Raw genomic sequence first — 18,545 nt, 5'->3', positions numbered from 1 at the left:
AGGCTCACTACTTCGTGCTTCCGCCTCGACGACCTGATCGAAGCTTCCCGCGCGAGGTCAAGCGATCGACACGCAGCAAGTACCCACCAAAAAAAATGCCAGTCAGGGCTTAACTGACTGGCATTGGCCTTCGGGCGGTTTTTTCTTGCTGGCCTGTCGCTCAGGTCAGCTGGAAGTTCACCGGCTCCAGCGCGGGCGGCAGGTCTTTCTCGCCCAGCGATTCGCGCAAATGGATCTCGATGGCCCTGCACAAAGTGTCGAGCGGCAGATCGTTGCTTTCCAGGCCGAAGGGTTCCTCGATCTCGTCGCCCAGCGCGTCCAGGCCGAAGAAGGTGTAGGCCACGATGCCCACCACAAAAGGCGTCATGAACCCCGTGGTGTCCACCAGACCGAAGGGCAGCAAAAAGCAGTACATGTAGGCCGTGCGGTGCAGCAGCAGCGTGTAGGAAAACGGCACGGGGGTGTTCTTGATGCGCTCGCACGAGGCGGCCGAGGCGGTCAGGGAGGACAGCGTGGCATCCACCGATGCCGCCAGGCAGGGCTCGATCTGGCCCTGGCGCACGCACTCGCCCAGGTCACGGCCCATGTGCAGCATGATGGCGTCGGCGGGGTTCGAGGTCCTGCGCGCTTTTTCAAACTCTGCCGTTGTCAGCCAGCGCTGCAGCACGGCGTCATCGCGCTGGTCGCGCAGCTGCAGCCGCAGCGCATGCACGAACGCGATGGCGCGGTGCACCATGCGCACCCGCACATCGTCGTCACGCTGGGCGGGGTTGAGCGGCGCAGGCAGCTGGATCAGACCCTGGCACTGGCGCGACAGCGTGCGCGTGCGGTGCACGATCTCGCCCCAGAGCTTGCGGGCTTCCCAGTAGCGGTCGTAGGCGGTGGTGTTGCGAAAGCCCAGAAAAATCGCCAGCGGCAGACCGATCAGGGTGAAAGGAATGGCGGTGAGCGTGATCTTGAGCGTGAACAGGTTGCCATGCACCAGCGTCACCAGGGTCGCCAGCAAGATGTTGAGCAGCAAGGTGAGGCGGATGCGGTGCAGCACCGAGCCGCGCAGGACCAGAAACAAGCGCAGTCCCGACGGACGCTCACGAACAATCATGCTGGAAAACCAAGGGAAAACCCTTATTGGACCACAGCCCACCCCGTGGCGCCAAGGCGGTGCATCCCCCGATAGGCCACGGGCGGGACGGCCCGATCAGACCAGCAACCGCGAAGATTTGGGCACATGGGCCATCAAAAACTCCATCTGGTCGGCCAGGATGCGCCGGTTGCGCAGGATGAAATCTTCCCACAGGCTGGGCACATAGGGCGCATACAGCAGCGGCATGTGGGCCTGCTCGGGCGTGCGCGGGCCCTTGCGGTGGTTGCAGGGGCGACAGGCCGTGACCACGTTCATCCAGTGGTTCTGGCCGTTGCGCGCAAACGGCACGATGTGCTCGCGCGTGAGGTCTTCTTCGTGAAAATGGCCGCCGCAATAGGCGCACACATTGCGATCGCGCGCAAACAGCTTGCTGTTGGTGAGGCTGGGCTTGAGATCGAAAGGGTTGATGCCCGGCACGCCGCGGGTGCCGACGATGCTGTTGACGGCAATCACCGATTGCTCGCCCGTGATGGCGCTGTAGCCGCCCCGGAAACGGGCGATCTGTCCGCCCGACTCCCAGCGCACCTCCCCGGCGGCATAGTGAATCACCGCCTGCTCCAATGTGATCCACGATTGGGGCAGCCCTTGGGCCGACAGCTTCAAGACCTTCACAACACGCCTCCTGGAACAAAAGTACACAAGGATTCGGAACACGGATGGCACTGCGATCACAATATACTCCGTTTTCATGACAAATTGGCGTCTTGCGCTTGATACATCAGCGCAAGCTGCTATCAAAACAATATCAAACCGATGAAGATCTTTCGCGGCTTCCACCACCCGGACATCGCCCGCGCCTGCGCGCTGACCATTGGCAATTTCGACGGCGTGCACAGGGGCCACCAGGCCATGCTGGCCCTGCTGAACAGCGAGGCCGCCCACCGGGGCGTGGACAGCTGCGTGCTGACCTTCGAGCCCCATCCACGCGACTATTTCGCCGGTGCGCTGCGCAAGCCGGACCTGGCTCCGGCCCGCATCGGCACGCTGCGCGACAAGCTCACCGAGCTGCAGCGCTGCGGCGTGCAGCAGGCCGTGGTGCTGCCATTCGATGCGCGGTTGGCCGCCCAGCCGCCCCAGGCCTTCATCGACGAGGTGCTGGTGCGCGGCCTGGGCGCACGCTATGTACTGGTGGGCGACGATTTCCGCTTTGGTGCCCAGCGGGCGGGCGACTACACCATGCTGGACTCGGCGGGCCAGCATCTGGGTTTTGACGTGGCCCGCATGAACAGCTATGAGGTCCATGGGTTGCGCGTTTCCAGCTCAGCCGTGCGCGATGCGCTGCAGCGCGGCGACATGGCCGCCGCCGCCGGCCTGCTGGGCCGGCCCTACACCATCAGCGGCCATGTCGTGCACGGGCGCAAGCTCGGGCGTGCGCTGGGGGCCAGCAACGCTGGTGCCGACGACGGTTTTCGCACCCTGAACCTGCGCTTCGCGCACTGGAAGCCCGCCGCCAGCGGCATCTTTGCCGTGCTGGTGCATGGCCTGGGCCATGCGCCCCTGCCCGGGGTCGCCAACCTGGGCGTGCGGCCCTCGCTCGATCCAGCGGATGTGAACGGCGGCCGCGTGCTGCTCGAAACCCATTGCCTGGACTGGCCCGCCGATCTGGGGCCCGAGGGGGCGTACGGTAAAATCATCCGCGTGGAACTGCTGCACAAACTGCACGACGAGCTGAAATACGACGGTCTCGATGCCCTGACGGCGGGTATTGCCAAAGACTGCGCCGATGCACGTGCCTACTTTGCGTCGGCCCACGCCCCCTCCGATACCGAGACCCGGCGCCAGACCACGCGCGACCGAATTTGAGGTGGCTGCCCTGCGCAGCACCTGCACGGGCGACCCATTCGCCTCCCGTGCCCTCCTCCCGTTTTGACCCGGGCCCGCCCCGGAATGCCCTGTTTTAAGGCTTATCCATGTCCGACAACGCCAGTCCCGCACCCACCGACTACCGCAGCACACTGAACCTGCCCGACACGCCGTTCCCGATGCGCGGCGATCTGCCCAAGCGCGAGCCGGCCTGGGTCAAGGAGTGGGAAGACCAGGGCGTCTACAAGAAGCTGCGCGATGCGCGCTGCGGCAAGCCCAAGTTCATCCTGCACGACGGCCCGCCCTATGCCAACGGGCAACTGCACATCGGCCACGCGGTCAACAAGATCCTCAAGGACATGATCACCAAGGCGCGCCAGCTCGAAGGCTTTGACGCGCTGTATGTGCCCGGCTGGGACTGCCACGGCCTGCCCATCGAAAACGCCATCGAAAAACTGCATGGCCGCAACCTGCCGCGCGACGAGATGCAGGCCAAGAGCCGCGCCTTTGCCACCGAGCAGATCGCGCAGCAGATGCAGGATTTCAAGCGCCTCGGTGTGCTGGGCGAGTGGGACAACCCCTACAAGACCATGAACTACGCCAACGAGGCGGGCGAGCTGCGCGCCTTGAAGCGCGTGATGGAGCGCGGCTACGTGTACCGCGGCCTCAAGCCCGTGTACTGGTGCTTCGACTGCGGCTCGTCGCTGGCCGAGTTCGAGATCGAATACCAGGACAAGAAGAGCCAGACGCTGGACGTGGCCTTCAAGGCGCACGACCCAGCCCGGCTGGCTGCGGCCTTCGGCCTGCCAGGGCTGGAAGGCCCCTCCGGTAGCGTGCCCAAGGACGCCTTTGCGGTCATCTGGACCACCACCGCCTGGACCATCCCCGCCAACCAGGCGCTCAACCTCAACCCCGACCTGCCCTATGCGCTGGTGGACACCGAGCGTGGCCTGCTGATCGTGGCCGAAACGCTGGTGGAATCCTGCCTGCAGCGCTGGAACCTGCAAGGCCAGGTGCTGGCCGTGGCCCAGGGCCAACAGCTCGCTGGCCTCGAATTCGAGCACCCGCTGCACGATGTGGATGCCGGCTACCGCCGCCTCTCGCCCGTGTACCTGGCCGAATACGCCACGGCCACCGACGGCACCGGCCTCGTGCACTCCTCGCCTGCATACGGCGTGGAAGACTTCAACTCGTGCGTGGCGCACGGCATGCAGTACGACGACATCCTGAATCCCGTGCTGGGCAACGGCCGCTACGACGAATCGCTGGCGCTGTTCGGCGGGCTCAACATCTGGAAGGCCTGCCCCATCATCATCGAGGCGCTGCAGGCCGCCGGGCGCCTGCTGGGCACCACCACCATCACCCACAGCTACCCGCACTGCTGGCGCCACAAGACGCCGGTGATCTACCGCGCCGCCGCCCAGTGGTTCGTGCGCATGGACGAGGGCGAAGGTGTCTTCACCACCGACAAGGCCCCCGGCACGCTGCGCCAGACCGCCCTGGCCGCCATCGAGCAGACCCACTTCTACCCCGAGAACGGCAAATCGCGCCTGCGCGACATGATCGCCGGCCGGCCCGACTGGTGCATCTCGCGCCAGCGCAGCTGGGGCGTGCCCCTGCCGTTTTTCCTGCACAAGGATTCGGGCGAGCTGCACCCGCGCACCATGGAAATCATCGACCAGGCCGCTTCCATCGTCGAGCAGGGCGGCATCGAGGCCTGGAGCCGCATGACGGCCGAAGAGGTGCTCGGCGCCGAGGACGCCGTGCACTACACCAAGAGCACCGACATCCTCGAAGTGTGGTTCGACTCGGGCTCCACCTTCTGGCATGTGATGCGCGGCACGCACGGCAGCATGCACCACGACGAAGGACCCGAGGCCGACCTCTACCTCGAAGGCCACGACCAGCACCGCGGCTGGTTCCACAGCTCGCTGCTGCTGGCCAGCGCCATCTTCGGCCGCGCGCCCTACCGCGGCCTGCTGACGCACGGCTTCACCGTGGACGGCCAGGGCAAGAAGATGAGCAAGTCGCTGGGCAACACCGTCTCGCCGCAGGAGGTAAGCGGCAAGCTGGGCGCCGAAATCATCCGCCTGTGGTGCGCCGCCACCGACTACTCGGGCGACCTGGCGATTGACGACAAGATCCTGGCGCGCGTGGTCGATGCCTACCGCCGCATCCGCAACACGCTGCGCTTTTTGCTGGCCAACGTGAGCGACTTCGACCCGGCCAAGGACGCCGTGCCGTTCGAGCAGATGCTGGAGATCGACCGCTACGCGCTGGTGCGCGCCGCGCAGTTCCAGGAAGACCTGCTGGCCCACTACCGGGTGTACGAGTTCCACCCCGTGGTGGCCAAGCTGCAGCTGTACTGCTCGGAAGACCTGGGCGGCTTTTACCTCGATGTACTCAAGGACCGCCTCTACACCACGGCCCCCAAGAGCCTGGCGCGGCGCAGCGCCCAGACCGCGCTGCACCAGATCACGCACGCCATGCTGCGCTGGATGGCGCCATTCCTGTCATTCACGGCCGAAGAAGCGTGGAAGATCTTTGGTCACTCCGAGTCGATCTTCATCGAGACCTTCTCGGCGCTGGGCCACAGCGACGACGGCCTGCTGGCCAAGTGGAGCCGCATCCGCGAGATCCGCGACGCCGTCAACAAGGACATCGAGGCGCTGCGCGCCGCCGGCCAGGTGGGCGCCTCGCTGCAGGCCTGCATCACGCTGACAGCGCCCCCCGAGGACCACGCGCTGCTCGCCAGCCTGGGCGATGACCTGAAGTTCGTTTTCATCACCTCCACTATTGAATTAATAGCTGGAAGCGCTTTAAAGGTAAACGCCAGGGCCAGTTCGGATGCCAAATGCGAGCGCTGCTGGCACTACCGCGACGACGTGGGCCACGACGCGGCCCATCCCACCCTGTGCGGGCGCTGCACCAGCAACCTCTTTGGCAGCGGCGAAGAACGGAAGGTGGCCTGATGGCCCGGGGCAGCACCTCATTCATGCGCAGCCCAGGCGCCAGCCTGTGGCCCTGGCTGGCCTGGGCGGTGGTCATTTTGCTGGCCGACCAGTTCACCAAGACGCTGATCCTGGGCTACTACCGGCTCGGCGATGCCACCACCATCACCAGCTTTTTCAACATCGTGCGCGCGCACAACACGGGTGCGGCCTTCTCGTTCCTATCCGACGCGGGCGGCTGGCAGCGCTGGCTGTTCACGGGCATCGGCGTGGCCGCCACGCTGTTCATCGTCTGGCAGCTGCGCGCACACCCGGGGCAAAAGCTGTTCTGCTTTGCGCTGTCGAGCATCCTGGGCGGCGCCGTGGGCAATGTGGTGGACCGGCTGATGCACGGCTACGTGGTCGATTTTCTCGACTTCCATCTGCGCGGCTGGCATTTTCCGGCGTTCAACATCGCCGACGCGGCCATCACCGTGGGGGCGGTCTGCCTGATCCTGGACGAGCTGCTGCGCGTCAGAAGCGCACGCTGATACGTTTTTGCCTTCCAGCGAATAACGGGGCGGAAAGCCGAAGGCAGTGCCGTGGCAGGCGGCGCGCGCCTGCCCCCGTCAATCACCCAGACGCCCCGCCACCAGCCGCACCACGCGGTCGCAGCGGGCGGCCAGAGATTCATCGTGCGTCACCATCACGAACGCCGTGCCCTGCTCGCGCGCCAGCTGCAGCATCAGCGCAAACACGCTGTTCGCCGTGCTGCGGTCCAGGTTGCCGGTGGGTTCGTCGGCCAGCACGCAGGCCGGCCGCGTCACCAGGGCGCGCGCAATCGCCACCCGCTGGCGCTCGCCGCCCGAAAGCTCTGCCGGGCGGTGGTGCAGGCGGTCTTTCAATCCGACGGAGGTGAGCACCCGCCCGGCCTCGGCATGGCACTGCGCCAGCGGCAGGCGCCGGATGCGCAGCGGCATGGCCACGTTGTCGAGCGCGCTGAACTCGGGCAGCAGGTGGTGGAACTGGTAGATGAAGCCCAGGTGCCGGTTGCGCAGCTGGCCCTGGCGTTCGGCCGACAGCGCTGACATCTCCTCGCCCTTGAGGCGCACCGTGCCCGTCGTGGGCGCATCCAGCCCGCCCAGCAGGTGCAGCAGCGTGCTCTTGCCGGAGCCCGAGGCGCCGACGATGGCCAGGGTTTCACCGGCATGGATCTGCAGGTCCACACCCTGGAGCACGGTCACATCCAGGCGGCCCTCGGTGAAGCGCTTGGTGAGGCCCCTGGCCTCCAGCACCACTTCGGCGTCCAATCCAGCGTGTGCAGGGTTCATGACCGAGCCGCCGCCGGGCCGCCCCAAGGCGGCGAGCGCCCCGGGATCGCGGGAACCCGGGAGCCCTTCCCCGGATGGGGGCAGCGAGGACACGCCAGTGCCAAGCGTGGGGGTGGTGTTACTCATAGCGCAATGCCTCGGCGGGATTCACACGGCTGGCACGCCAGCTGGGGTAGAGCGTGGCCACGAAGGCCAGCACGAGCGAGATGACGCCGATGGGCACGATGTCGCTGCTCTGCGGCTCGCTGGGCATCTTGCTGATGAGGTAGATGTCCTTGGGCAGGAAGCTCGCGTTCAAGGCCTTTTCAATCGCCGGCACGATCACGTCGATGTTGAGCGCGATGCCCAGGCCCAGCAGCAGGCCCACCGCCGTACCGATCACGCCCACCATGGCGCCCTGCACCACAAAAATGCCCATGATGCTTTTGGGGCTGGCGCCCAGCGTGCGCAGGATGGCGATGTCGGCGCGCTTGTCGGTCACCGTCATCACCAGCGTGCTCACCAGATTGAAGGCCGCCACGGCCACGATCAGCGTGAGGATGATGAACATCATGCGTTTTTCGAGCTGTACCGCGGCAAACCAGGTCTTGTTCTGCTGCGTCCAGTCGCGGATCAGCAGCTGGTCGCTCAGGCTGCCGGCCAGTTGCCGGGTCACCTCGCGCGCCTGGTGCAAGTCCTTGAGCTTGAGGCGGATGCCCGTGGGGCCTTCGAGGCGGAAGATGCGCTGCGCATCCTCGTGGTGCAGCAGCACCAGGGCCGAGTCGTATTCGTAGTGGCCCGAGTCGAATGTGCCCGCCACCGTCATCTGCTTGAGGCGCGGCACCACGCCGGCGGGCGTGACCTGGCCTGCGGGGGCGATCAGGGTCACCACATCGCCCGCACGCACGCCCAGGGCGCGCGCCAGCTCGCCACCCAGCACCACGCGGAACTCGCCGGGCACCAGCAACTGGAGCGTCTGCTCGTTGGTCGCCGCCAGGTCGGTCACCGCGCCTTCGAGCGCCGGGTCGATGCCGCGCACCAGCGTGCCCTTCATGTCCTCGCCGCGTGCCAGCAGGGCCTGCGCCCCCACGAAGGGCGCGGCGCCGATCACGTTGGGGTTTTGCCGGGCCTCGGCCAGCGTGCGCGCCACATCGGGCAGGGCCGCGCCCTGGGGCGCAAAGATCTCGATGTGCGAGACCACGCTGAGCATGCGGTCGCGCACCTCTTTCTGAAAGCCGTTCATCACACTGAGCACGATGATGAGCGCCGCCACACCGAGGGCAATGCCCAGCATGGACACGCCCGAGATGAACGAGATGAAACCATTGCGCCGCGTGGCGCGGCCAGCGCGCGTGTAGCGCCAGCCCAGGGCCAGTTCGTAGGGAATTTGCATAAGCTGGCGATTGTGGCACCGCACGCCAGCGCGCCCGGTCTTCAGCTGCTCGCGCGCAGCCCACGCCCGCCCCGGCGCCGGTCGGCCTTGGGCAGGTCGGCGCCGCACTGCATGGCATCGGCCTGGGACTGCAACACTGCCAGCAGCGCGTCCAGCTGGTCTGCCTCGACCGGGCTCAAGGGAGCCACCAACGCCTGGTGGATAGCCATCACCCGGGGCAGCACAGCCTCGTACAGGGCACGGCCCGCGTCGCTCAGGTGCAGGACCACTTGACGGCGGTCGTGCGGGCGGGGCACACGCACCACCAGTTGCCTGGCCACCAGCGCCGTGACGGCCCGCGAGGTGCGCGCCCGGTCCAGCTGCGCCGCGTCGGCCAGCTCGGACGACAAAATGCCGTCACGCTTGCCCAGTTGCGCCAGCACCCGCCATTCGCGCCGGGTGATGCCGAACTCACCCTCGCAGATGCGGGTGACCAGGCTGCCGGCCTTTCCCAGTACCCGACCCAGGCGGTACAGCAGCATGTCGTCGATGCTCTGGGGGTTGAGGGTTTTCACGGTAATGAATTGATTAGAACAATGATCCACATCAATCTTACAGTCGATGCAGCTTCTTCATTTTTGCGAGCGAGACACCAAGATGCGCACTGTTTTTCCCACCCGCCGCCTGGCCTTGCTGGCCCTCAGCACCTGTGCCCTGGCCCAGGCCCCGCTGCTGCACGCCCAAATCGCTGACTACCCCAGCAAGCCGGTGAAGTTCGTCAACGCCTTTACGCCGGGCGGCCCGACCGATGTGTTGGCCCGCTCACTGGGCGAAGCCCTGCAAACGCAGTTCAAGCAGCCCTTCATCGTCGAGAACAAGCCCGGCGCAGCAGGCAACATTGGTGCCGACATGGTGGCCAAGAGCCCGGCCGATGGCTACACCGTGATGATAGGCATAGACACCACCTTCACCGTCAACCCGCACATCTACCCCAGCATGCCCTTCAAACAGGGCGATCTGAAGCCGCTGATGGTGCTGGCCACCTCGGGAATGATGGTGGTGGCGCACCCATCCACCGGCTTTAAAAGTCTGGCCGACATGGTCACCGCCGGCAAGAGCAAGGGCGTGAACTTCAGTTCCGCCGGCAACGGCAGCCCGGGCCACCTGGCCGCCGAGGTGCTTGGCAACGCCACGGGCACGAAGATTCAGCACATTCCCTACAAAGGCAACGCACCCGCAGCCAATGCCGTGCTGGCCGGTGAGGTGGATGGCGGGGTGCTGGCGGCGCCCACGATGCTGCAACACATCAAGGCCGGCAAGATCACGGCCCTGGCCGTGACCAGCCGCCAGCGCTCCAAGGTAGCACCCGACGTGCCCACCGTGGCAGAGGCCGGTTACCCCCAGCTGGTGCAGGAAATTCTGTACGTGGCCATGGTGCCCGCCGCCATGCCCGAGCCCCTTATGCAAACCTTGCAGCGCGGCATGCTCGAAGCCCTGCGCAGCCCCGACATCCAGGCCCGCCTGACGGCGCTGGATTTGCAGGTCGATGGTTCCGTGGGGGCGGCTGCCAGCAAACGCCTGGCGGATTTGTCAGCGCAATATGGCCGCATCGCCAAAGCCACCAACATGAAGGTGGATTGAAAGCACCCACCATGCAAAAACCCAATCTGATCTTTATCGTGGCCGACGACCTGGGCTTTGCCGACCTGGGCTGCTACGGCGGCCGCGATGCCGCGTTCGGCCCGGTCTCGCCAGTGCTCGACGGTCTGGCCTCCCACGGCCTCAAGCTCACCCAGGGCTATTCCAACTCGCCGGTGTGCTCGCCCACCCGCTTTGCCATGATCACCGGGCGCTACCAATACCGCTTGCGCGGCGCGGCGGAAGAGCCCATCAACAGCCGCAGCAAGGGCAGCACGACGCTGGGCCTGCCGCCCGAGCACCCCACCCTGCCCTCGCTGCTCAAGGAGGCGGGCTACCGCACCGCGCTGATCGGCAAATGGCACCTCGGCTACCCGCCGGCCTTTGGGCCACTGCAGTCGGGGTATGAGGAATTCTTCGGCCCCATGTCGGGCGGGGTGGACTATTTCAGCCACCATAGCAGCGCGGGCCACCACGATCTGTACTTGGGCGAAGAAAGCCACACCGAAGAGGGCTACCTGACCGACCTGCTCTCGCAGCGCGCGGTGGACTGTGTGAACCGCATGGCCGGGCAGGATGCCCCCTTTCTGCTCAGCCTGCACTACACCGCGCCCCACTGGCCCTGGGAGACGCGCGACGACCAGGCGCTGTCCGAAGAGGTGAAATCCAACCTCTTTCACCTGCATGGCGGCAACATCCACCAGTACCGCCGCATGATCCACCACATGGACGAGGGCGTTGGCTGGCTGGTGGAGGCCCTGCGCACCAATGGTCAGCTGGACAACACGTTGATCGTGTTCACCAGCGACAACGGCGGCGAGCGTTTCTCGGACAACTGGCCGCTGGTAGGCGGCAAGATGGACCTGACCGAAGGCGGCATCCGCGTGCCCTGGATTGCCCACTGGCCCGCCGTGATCGCCCCAGGCCGCGAAAGCACCCAGCAGTGCCTGACCATGGACTGGACAGCCACCATGCTGGATGCCGCAGGCGTAACAGCGCACCCCGACTACCCGCTGGACGGCGTCTCGCTGCTGCCCGTGCTGCGCACGCCGGGACAAGAGTTTGACCGACCCGTACATTTCCGCATGAACCACCGTGGCCAGCGGGCGCTGCGCGATGGCGACTGGAAGTACCTGCGCGTCGATGGCAACGATTACCTGTTCAACATCCCGCAGGACGAGCGCGAGCGCGCCAACCTGGGCATGCGCCAACCCGAGCGCCTGGCCCAGATGCGCGCCAGCTGGGAAGCCTGGAACGCCACCATGCCCCCCATCCCGCAGGATGCCACGGTATCGCTGGGCTATTCGGCCAAGGACATGCCGCAGCGCTGACACGCCCATGCGCCTGTGGCAGGGCGCGCTTGAAGCCCCGGTCTTGGCGCAATGAAACAACTGCTTCCTTTTCTGCAATGGCCCCGGCCCGATGCCGCCCTGCTGCGCCAAGAGGCACTGGCCGGGCTGACGGTAGGCCTGATGGTCTTGCCCCAGGGCGTGGCCTACGCGGCACTGGCGGGCATGCCGCTGGTGACGGGCATTTACGCCTCGATCCTGCCCGCGCTGATCGCCGTACTGTTCAGCGCTTCCACGCGGCTGTCGGTGGGGCCGACGGCGCTCAGCTGCCTGCTGATCAGCGCATCCCTCAACGGCCTGGCCACGCCGGGCAGTGCGCAATGGGTCAACCTGGCGGTGTGGCTGGCGCTGCTCAGTGGCCTGCTGCAAACGGCGCTGGGGCTGCTGCGCTTTGGCTGGCTACTGAACCTGGTCAGCGCCCCGGTGCTGATGGCTTTTACCCAGGCGGCGGCGGTGCTGATCGTGGCCTCGCAATTGCCCGCGCTGCTGGGGCTGGGCAGCACGGGGCTGCGGGTGTGGGAAGGCGGCTGGCCCGACCTGTACGCCATGGGATTTGGTCTGGTCAGCCTGGCCCTGCTGGTGCTGGTGCGCCGCTGGCGGCCTGCGTTTCCTTCGGTGCTGCTGATCGTTGTGCTGAGCGCTGGGGCTTCGTTAGCCATCGGCTTTGAGGCGCTGGGTGGCAAGGTGGTGGGGGTGCTGCCGCACGGGCTGCCCTCGCTGTACCTGCCAAGCTGGCCGGGCTGGGAGACGCTGGGCCAACTGGTCTTGCCCACGCTGGTGATCACGCTGGTGAGCTTTCTGGAGACAGCCTCCAGCGCACGGGTGGACAGCGCGCGCGCGGGCAAGCCCTGGGACCAGAACCAGGACCTGATCGGCCAGGGGCTGGGCAAGCTCGCGGCGGGCCTCAGCGGGGCGTTTCCGACCAGCTCATCGTTTTCGCGCTCGGCACTCAATGTGTACGCCGGAGCACGCACCGGCTGGGCTACGGTGGCCTCGGTGCTGGTGGTGGTGTTGGCGCTGCTGGTGTTCATGCCGGTGCTGCAGCAGGTGCCCAGCGCTGTGCTGGCGGCGATTGTGGTGGTGGCGGTGATCGGACTGCTCAAGCCGCACGAGTTTGTGCGGCTGTGGCGCATCTCGCGCGTAGAAGCGGCCATTGCCGGCACCACCTTTGCCGTCACCCTGCTGGCAGCGCCGCGCCTGTACTGGGGCGTGCTGACCGGAATATTGATGGCACTGAGCCATTTTTTGTACCAGCGCCTGCACCCGCGCATCATTGAAGTGGGCCAGCACCCCGACGGCAGCCTGCGCGACCGCCACCTGTGGCATCTGCCGCCGCTGGCCCCGCACCTGTATGCGCTGCGCATGGATGCCGCACTGGACTTTGCCGCCGCCAGCAGTTTTGAGCGCACCATCGTCGAACACCTGGCACAGCACCCGGGCACGCAGCATGTGTGCCTGTTTGCCCAGCCCATCAATCGCATCGATGCCACCGGCATCGAGGCCATGGCCCAGCTCTGTGCCCAGTTGCACCGGCAAGGCACCACGCTGCACCTCAGCGGCCTGAAGCTGCCCGTGGAAACGCCCCTGCGCCGGGCGGGTGCCCTGCCCTCGGACCACTGGCTGCGCCTGTACCGCACCGATGCCGAGCTGCTGGCCGCGCTGGCCCGGCTGGACGGGGGGCCAGACGAGCTTGCGGTTTAAAACGGCATGCACAACTCGGCCATGCGATTCTGGCGCCGAGACAGTACAAGGAGATGGCAATACGCGGCAACGGCGTCAGGAGAGGTTTTTAGCCGCCCTGGGCCCATCCGGGACAATAGCGCCCCATGTCCGACCCGATCCATGTGCTTGTTCCCTACGCTGCCAGCCAACACCCCGGCTGCCAGCACGCGCTGCAAACGCTTTCCCTGCCCCACCTCGACTGGCTGCTGCGCCACCTGCAGCGCACCGGCAGCGACACCTTCGACGAAGACCACCCCGCCATGCCCCACGAGCGGGCGCTGGCGCGTGCCCTGGGCCTGCCGGGCGACGGCGTACAGGCCCCCTGGGCGGCCTGGCAGGTGCAGCGGCAAACACAGGCGACGGATGCGCAGGCCTGGGCCTTCGTCACGCCCTGCCACTGGCAGGTGGGCACCGACCACATCACGCTGCTCGACCCGCAAGCGCTGGCTCTGGACGAGGCGGCCTCGCGTGCCCTGCTGGACATCGTGGCGCCCTGGCTGCAAAGCGATGGCATCGCACTGACCTACGACCAGCCCACGCGCTGGCTGGCCAGCGGCGCGCTGCTGGCCCACCTGGCTACGCCGTCGCTGGAGCGCGCACAAGGCAGCGATGTGCGCGGCTGGCTGCAGCACCAGGCACAAGCCAACGGCCGGCACAACGCGCAGGCGCAGGCTGCGCAAACCTGGCAGCGCCTGCACAGCGAGTTGCAAATGCTGCTCTACACCCATCCCTTCAACGACACCCGCAGCGCCCAGGGGCTGCTGCCGGTCAACGCCTTCTGGGTGCATGGCGCAGGCCGCCTCGATACCGCCCCGCAGCCCCGCGCAGTGCAGGTGCAAGACAACCTGCGCGCCAGCGCCCTGCGCCAAGACTGGGCTGCCTGGGCCAGCGCCTGGGCCGCACTGGACGCTGGCCCCCTGGCCCAGTTGCACGCCCAGGTGGCGCGCGGCGCCAGCGCACAGCTCACGCTGTGCGGCCTGCACAGCGCCCTTACCTGGCACACCAGCCAACGCAGTCTGCGGCACAAGTTTTCCAGTTTTTTTCGGCCCCAGAGATTTGTTGACGTACGCGAAGAGCTATGAAAATAATAGCTAGAGACATTCCCCCCCGCGCCGCCTGGGCGCTGGAACAGGCCGGTGTGCACCCGCTGCTGGCGCGCCTGTACGCCGCACGCGGCGTGCGCACCAAGGACGAGCTCGACGATGGCCTGGCGCGCCTGCTGCCACCCAGCGGCCTGAAAGGCATTGGGGAAGCAGCGCGGCTGCTGGCCGATGCCATGGCGCAGAACCAGCACCTGGTCATCGTGGCCGACTACGACTGCGACGGCGCCACCGCCTGCGCCGTGGGCGTGCGCGGCCTGCGCCTGCTGGGCGCAAAAAACGTGGATTACCTGGTGCCCGACCGCGTGACCGACGGCTACGGCCTCACGCCCCCCATCGCCCGCCGCGTGGCCGAGCGCGGCGCCGACGTGCTCATCACCGTGGACAACGGCATCGCCAGCGTGGACGGCGTGGCCGAGGCCAAGGCACTGGGCCTGCAGGTGCTGGTGACCGACCACCACCTGCCCGGCCCCGAGCTGCCTGCAGCCGACGCCATCGTCAACCCGAACCAGCCCGGCTGCCCGTTCGAGAGCAAATCCATGGCCGGGGTAGGCGTGATGTTCTACGTGCTGCTGGCCCTGCGCGCCGAGCTGCGTGCGCGCGGCGTGTTTGATGCATCGAGCGCCGCCGGGCCGCCCCAAGGCGCGAGCACCCCCTTGGGGGGCAGCGAACCACGCGCAGCGGGGAGCGTGGGGGCACCCAGACCCCAGCCCAAGCTCGACCCGCTGCTCACCCTGGTGGCGCTGGGCACCGTGGCCGACGTGGTCAAGCTCGACGCCAACAACCGCCGCCTGGTCGCCCAGGGCCTCAAACGCATCCGCGCGGGCCAGATGCCCGCTGGCGTGGCCGAGCTGTTCGCCGCTGCGGGCCGCAAGGCGCCCGTGGCCACCACCTTCGACTTTGGCTTTGCCCTGGGCCCGCGCATCAACGCCGCAGGCCGCCTGGCCGACATGACGCTGGGCATCGAATGCCTGCTGACCGACGACGCGGGCCGCGCCGCCGAGCTGGCCGCCACGCTGGACGCCATCAACCGCGAGCGCCGCGAGATCGAGGGCGGCATGCGCGACCAGGCCCTGCTGATGGCCGAGAGCCTGTTCCAGGAGGACGAAGAGCCGCCGCCCGCCATCAGCGTGTTCGACCCCGACTTCCACGAAGGCGTGGTCGGCATCGTGGCCAGCCGCATCAAGGACAAGCTGCACCGCCCGACCTTCGTGTTTGCCGCCAGCAGCGCGCCGGGCAAGGCGCATGAGCTCAAGGGCTCGGGCCGCTCCATCCCCGGCTTTCACCTGCGCGATGCGCTCGACCTGGTGGCCAAGCGCCACCCGGGCGTGCTGCTGAAATTTGGCGGTCATGCCATGGCGGCGGGCTGCACCGTGGCCGAAGAAACGTTTGAGGTGTTTGAGCGCGCCCTGGCCCAGGTGGCGCAGGAATGGCTGGACGCCGCCACCCTCACCCGCCGCATCGAGACCGACGGCCCGCTCGCGCCCGAATACTGCCGCGCCGACATCGTGGATACCCTGCACCACGAGGTGTGGGGCCAGGGCTTTGCGCCGCCCACCTTCAGCGAAGAAGTGCAGGTGCTGAGCCAGCGCCTGGTGGGCGAGGCCAAGAACCACCTGTCGATCAAGCTCATGCACCAGGGCAACCCCATCGACGCCATCTGGTTCGGCCACACCGAGCAGCTGCCCGCGCGGGTGCTGCTGGCGTTCCGGCTCGACGTGAACGAGTGGAAGGGCGAGCGCAAGGTGCAGTTTCTGGTGGAAGGCGCCCAGACATGATCTGGCTGGTTTCAAGAACAACAGCCGGCAGATCCGATGGATAAAGCACCCAGCGCCATGCATCCAGAGACATTCTGGCGTCCGGCGCAGGCCCGGTGTGCGTCGCCCCCAAGGCGGCTGCGTGGCTCTCCAACGCCAGCGTTCGGCGCGGCAAACCCATAGAATCGGTTGGTGACCACCTACCTCAATGCCGACCTGCACTGCCACTCCGTGGTATCGGACGGAACCATGGCGCCCGAGGACCTGGCGGCACGGGCCAAGGCCAACGGGGTCGAGCTGTGGGCCCTGACCGACCATGACGAAATCGGCGGCCAGCAGCGCGCCGCTGCCGCCGCCCGCAGCCTGGGCATGGCCTATCTCACCGGCACCGAAATCTCGGTCAGCTTTGCCGGCACCACGGTGCATATCGTGGGCCTGGGGTTCGACCCCGACAACCCACAACTCGCGCAAGGCCTGGCGGCCACCCGCGGCGGCCGCGGCGGGCGCGCACGCGAAATGGCCACTCAGCTGGCGCAGGCAGGCATTTCCGGCGCCTATGAAGGTGCCCTGCAGTTCGTGGGCAACCCCGAGCTGGTTTCGCGCACCCACTTTGCCCGTTTTCTGGTGGACACCAAGGTCTGCCGGGACACCGCCGAGGTGTTTCGCAAATACCTGATCGAAGGCAAGCCCGGCTATGTGCCGCACCGCTGGGCGGCGCTCTCCGATGCGGTGCGATGGATCACCGAGGCAGGGGGCGTGGCGGTCATCGCCCACCCCGCGCGCTACAAGCTCACCGCCAACGAGGAATACGCGCTGTTCTCCGAATTCAAGGCCCATGGCGGCCAGGGCGTGGAAGTGGTCACCGGCAGCCACAGCGCAGCCGAATACGTCACCTACGGGGCCATGGCCCACGAGTTTGGCCTGGCCGCCTCGCGCGGCAGCGACTTTCACAGCCCCGAAGAATCCCACACCGACCTGGGCGCCCTGCCCCTGCTGCCCGGCACCCTCACCCCCGTGTGGGAACTGCTGGCCGAGCGGGTGCGACCCGCCGCCTGACATTGACCTGGAGGCATTGACTGCCATGGCCCAGTATTTCGAAGTCCACCCCGAAAACCCGCAACCCCGCCTGCTCAAACAGGCGGCGGCCCTGCTGCAAAAAGGCGGCATCGTGGCCGTGCCCACCGATTCGAGCTACGCGCTGGTGTGCCATCTCGACGACAAGGACGCCGTCGACCGCCTGCGCCGCATCCGCCAGGTGGACGACAAGCACCACCTGACCCTGCTGTGCCGCGACCTGTCGGAGCTGGCCAACTACGCCCGCGTCGACAACCGCCAGTACCGGCTGCTCAAGCTGGGTACGCCGGGGCCCTACACCTTCATCCTGGAAGCCACCAAAGAGGTGCCGCGCCGCGTGAGCCACCCTTCGCGCAAGACCATCGGCCTGCGCGTGCCCGACCGCAAGGGCCTGCAACTGCTGCTGGAGCTGCACGGCGCCCCGCTGCTGGCCACCACCCTGATTCCGGCCGGCGAGACCGAACCCCTCAACGACCCGCAGGACATCCGCGACCGCTATGAAAAACTGGTGGACGCCATCGTGGACGCGGGCGCCTGCCCCCTGGAGCCCACCACCGTGATCGACCTCACGCCCATGGGCAACGGCGGCGACCCCGAAGTGCTGCGCGAAGGCCGCGGCAGTGTGCAGGCCCTGGGGCTCTGAGACAATCTGGCTGGTGGACATCTCCAATCTCATCCAAACCGTTCTGATCTACGCCCTGCCGGTGCTGTTTGCCATCACCGTGCACGAGGCGGCCCATGGCTACGCCGCGCGCCACTTTGGCGACAACACCGCGTACATGATGGGGCGCATCACCCTCAACCCGCTCAAGCACATCGACCCGGTCGGCACCATCCTGATGCCGCTGCTGCTGTACTTCGCCACCTCGGGCGCCTTCCTGTTCGGCTATGCCAAACCGGTGCCGGTGAATTTCGGCAACCTGCGCAACCCCAAGCGCCACATGGTGTGGGTGGCCCTGGCGGGGCCGGCCTCCAACTTCATCCAGGCCGTGCTGTGGGCCATTTTGCTGGTGACCCTGGTGGGCACGGGCGTGGACGAGCGCTTCTTCGTCGAGATGGCGCGCGCCGGCGTGCTGGTCAACCTGGTGATGTGGGCGTTCAACCTGTTTCCGCTGCCTCCGCTCGATGGCGGGCGCATTCTGGTAGGCCTGCTGCCATGGAAGCAGGCGCACATGGTGTCGCGCATCGAGCCCTGGGGCTTCTTCATCGTGATGGGCCTGGTGATCGCCGGCGTGGTGGGCGCGCTGTGGCTGCGCCCGCTGATGTCGCTGGGCTACAGCGCCATCAACCTGCTGCTCACACCCCTCACGGCGCTCCTGCGCTGACCCCCTCACTCTTTCTGCGGC

General features: G+C 67.0%; 16 protein-coding genes. 11 read left to right on the top strand and 5 right to left on the bottom strand.

Going from position 1 to position 18,545, the window contains the following annotated elements:
- Positions 1 to 160 precede the first annotated feature (160 nt).
- On the bottom strand, positions 161 to 1,102 hold the full coding sequence (locus BLW02_RS12970) for a bestrophin family protein (RefSeq protein WP_092699206.1): 942 nt from the start codon (positions 1,100 to 1,102) through the stop codon (positions 161 to 163).
- 96 nt (positions 1,103 to 1,198) lie between these two features.
- Positions 1,199 to 1,756, bottom strand: coding sequence for an HNH endonuclease (locus BLW02_RS12965; protein WP_026435845.1), 558 nt, complete (start codon positions 1,754 to 1,756; stop codon positions 1,199 to 1,201).
- Positions 1,757 to 1,897: 141 nt separating this feature from the next.
- Here BLW02_RS12965 and BLW02_RS12960 point away from each other — a divergent pair, with 141 nt between their 5' ends.
- The 3 genes from BLW02_RS12960 (at position 1,898) to lspA (ending at position 6,428) form a co-directional block, all read left to right on the top strand.
- Complete coding sequence (locus tag BLW02_RS12960) at positions 1,898 to 2,947, top strand: bifunctional riboflavin kinase/FAD synthetase (RefSeq protein WP_026435844.1); 1,050 nt, start codon at positions 1,898 to 1,900, stop codon at positions 2,945 to 2,947.
- 107 nt (positions 2,948 to 3,054) lie between these two features.
- Positions 3,055 to 5,919, top strand: a complete 2,865-nt coding sequence (gene ileS / locus BLW02_RS12955) for an isoleucine--tRNA ligase (protein WP_092699204.1) — start codon at positions 3,055 to 3,057, stop codon at positions 5,917 to 5,919.
- Complete coding sequence (lspA, locus tag BLW02_RS12950; RefSeq protein ID WP_026435842.1) at positions 5,919 to 6,428, top strand: signal peptidase II; 510 nt, start codon at positions 5,919 to 5,921, stop codon at positions 6,426 to 6,428. The genes ileS and lspA overlap by 1 nt, the downstream gene beginning before the upstream one ends.
- A 78-nt stretch (positions 6,429 to 6,506) precedes the next feature.
- On the opposite strand, the gene lolD is transcribed toward lspA, so the two are convergent.
- The 3 genes from lolD to BLW02_RS12935 all read right to left on the bottom strand — a co-directional run bounded on the left by lolD (position 6,507) and on the right by BLW02_RS12935 (position 9,134).
- Positions 6,507 to 7,208 (bottom strand): lipoprotein-releasing ABC transporter ATP-binding protein LolD, encoded by a 702-nt coding sequence (lolD, locus tag BLW02_RS12945; RefSeq protein ID WP_026435841.1) that lies wholly within the window; start codon positions 7,206 to 7,208, stop codon positions 6,507 to 6,509.
- A gap of 118 nt (positions 7,209 to 7,326) precedes the next feature.
- Positions 7,327 to 8,580 (bottom strand): lipoprotein-releasing ABC transporter permease subunit, encoded by a 1,254-nt coding sequence (locus BLW02_RS12940; protein WP_092699202.1) that lies wholly within the window; start codon positions 8,578 to 8,580, stop codon positions 7,327 to 7,329.
- 41 nt (positions 8,581 to 8,621) lie between these two features.
- Entirely contained in the window at positions 8,622 to 9,134 is a 513-nt protein-coding gene (locus BLW02_RS12935; protein ID WP_026435839.1) for a MarR family winged helix-turn-helix transcriptional regulator, read from the bottom strand.
- Positions 9,135 to 9,216: 82 nt separating this feature from the next.
- Here BLW02_RS12935 and BLW02_RS12930 point away from each other — a divergent pair, with 82 nt between their 5' ends.
- The 8 genes from BLW02_RS12930 to BLW02_RS12895 all read left to right on the top strand — a co-directional run bounded on the left by BLW02_RS12930 (position 9,217) and on the right by BLW02_RS12895 (position 18,524).
- Positions 9,217 to 10,200 carry a Bug family tripartite tricarboxylate transporter substrate binding protein gene (locus tag BLW02_RS12930; RefSeq protein WP_026435838.1) on the top strand — a complete coding sequence of 328 codons (984 nt, stop codon included), beginning with the start codon at positions 9,217 to 9,219 and terminating at the stop codon, positions 10,198 to 10,200.
- An 11-nt stretch (positions 10,201 to 10,211) separates the two neighbouring features.
- A complete protein-coding gene (locus tag BLW02_RS12925) occupies positions 10,212 to 11,528 on the top strand; it encodes a sulfatase family protein (RefSeq protein WP_092699200.1) in 1,317 nt (438 codons plus the stop codon).
- A 51-nt stretch (positions 11,529 to 11,579) separates the two neighbouring features.
- On the top strand, positions 11,580 to 13,247 hold the full coding sequence (locus BLW02_RS12920) for a SulP family inorganic anion transporter (RefSeq protein ID WP_026435836.1): 1,668 nt from the start codon (positions 11,580 to 11,582) through the stop codon (positions 13,245 to 13,247).
- Positions 13,248 to 13,372: 125 nt separating this feature from the next.
- Complete coding sequence (locus BLW02_RS12915; RefSeq protein ID WP_026435835.1) at positions 13,373 to 14,350, top strand: phosphoglycerate mutase; 978 nt, start codon at positions 13,373 to 13,375, stop codon at positions 14,348 to 14,350.
- Positions 14,347 to 16,146, top strand: a complete 1,800-nt coding sequence (recJ, locus tag BLW02_RS12910) for a single-stranded-DNA-specific exonuclease RecJ (protein WP_092699198.1) — start codon at positions 14,347 to 14,349, stop codon at positions 16,144 to 16,146. The genes BLW02_RS12915 and recJ overlap by 4 nt, the downstream gene beginning before the upstream one ends.
- A gap of 171 nt (positions 16,147 to 16,317) precedes the next feature.
- Complete coding sequence (locus BLW02_RS12905) at positions 16,318 to 17,181, top strand: 3',5'-nucleoside bisphosphate phosphatase (protein WP_092699226.1); 864 nt, start codon at positions 16,318 to 16,320, stop codon at positions 17,179 to 17,181.
- Between the two features lie 25 nt (positions 17,182 to 17,206).
- Positions 17,207 to 17,842 carry an L-threonylcarbamoyladenylate synthase gene (locus BLW02_RS12900; protein WP_092699196.1) on the top strand — a complete coding sequence of 212 codons (636 nt, stop codon included), beginning with the start codon at positions 17,207 to 17,209 and terminating at the stop codon, positions 17,840 to 17,842.
- Between the two features lie 13 nt (positions 17,843 to 17,855).
- Entirely contained in the window at positions 17,856 to 18,524 is a 669-nt protein-coding gene (locus tag BLW02_RS12895; protein WP_092699194.1) for a site-2 protease family protein, read from the top strand.
- The last annotated feature ends 21 nt before the right edge of the window (positions 18,525 to 18,545 follow it).

The sequence above is a fragment of the Acidovorax soli genome (assembly GCF_900107605.1).
GTDB lineage: Bacteria > Pseudomonadota > Gammaproteobacteria > Burkholderiales > Burkholderiaceae_C > Acidovorax > Acidovorax soli.
The sequence above is the reverse complement of the archived record's forward strand: the minus strand, read 5'-3'. Positions and strand labels throughout refer to the sequence as shown.

Excerpts from the sequence above, each read along its gene's own strand:
- BLW02_RS12970 (WP_092699206.1), bottom strand. The coding sequence starts at position 1,102 with ATGATTGTTCGTGAGCGTCCGTCGGGACTGCGCTTGTTTCTGGTCCTG.
- BLW02_RS12960 (WP_026435844.1), top strand. The coding sequence starts at position 1,898 with ATGAAGATCTTTCGCGGCTTCCACCACCCGGACATCGCCCGCGCCTGC.
- ileS (WP_092699204.1), top strand. The coding sequence starts at position 3,055 with ATGTCCGACAACGCCAGTCCCGCACCCACCGACTACCGCAGCACACTG.
- lspA (WP_026435842.1), top strand. The coding sequence starts at position 5,919 with ATGGCCCGGGGCAGCACCTCATTCATGCGCAGCCCAGGCGCCAGCCTG.
- lolD (WP_026435841.1), bottom strand. The coding sequence starts at position 7,208 with ATGAACCCTGCACACGCTGGATTGGACGCCGAAGTGGTGCTGGAGGCC.
- BLW02_RS12940 (WP_092699202.1), bottom strand. The coding sequence starts at position 8,580 with ATGCAAATTCCCTACGAACTGGCCCTGGGCTGGCGCTACACGCGCGCT.
- BLW02_RS12930 (WP_026435838.1), top strand. The coding sequence starts at position 9,217 with ATGCGCACTGTTTTTCCCACCCGCCGCCTGGCCTTGCTGGCCCTCAGC.
- BLW02_RS12925 (WP_092699200.1), top strand. The coding sequence starts at position 10,212 with ATGCAAAAACCCAATCTGATCTTTATCGTGGCCGACGACCTGGGCTTT.
- BLW02_RS12920 (WP_026435836.1), top strand. The coding sequence starts at position 11,580 with ATGAAACAACTGCTTCCTTTTCTGCAATGGCCCCGGCCCGATGCCGCC.
- BLW02_RS12915 (WP_026435835.1), top strand. The coding sequence starts at position 13,373 with ATGTCCGACCCGATCCATGTGCTTGTTCCCTACGCTGCCAGCCAACAC.
- recJ (WP_092699198.1), top strand. The coding sequence starts at position 14,347 with ATGAAAATAATAGCTAGAGACATTCCCCCCCGCGCCGCCTGGGCGCTG.
- BLW02_RS12900 (WP_092699196.1), top strand. The coding sequence starts at position 17,207 with ATGGCCCAGTATTTCGAAGTCCACCCCGAAAACCCGCAACCCCGCCTG.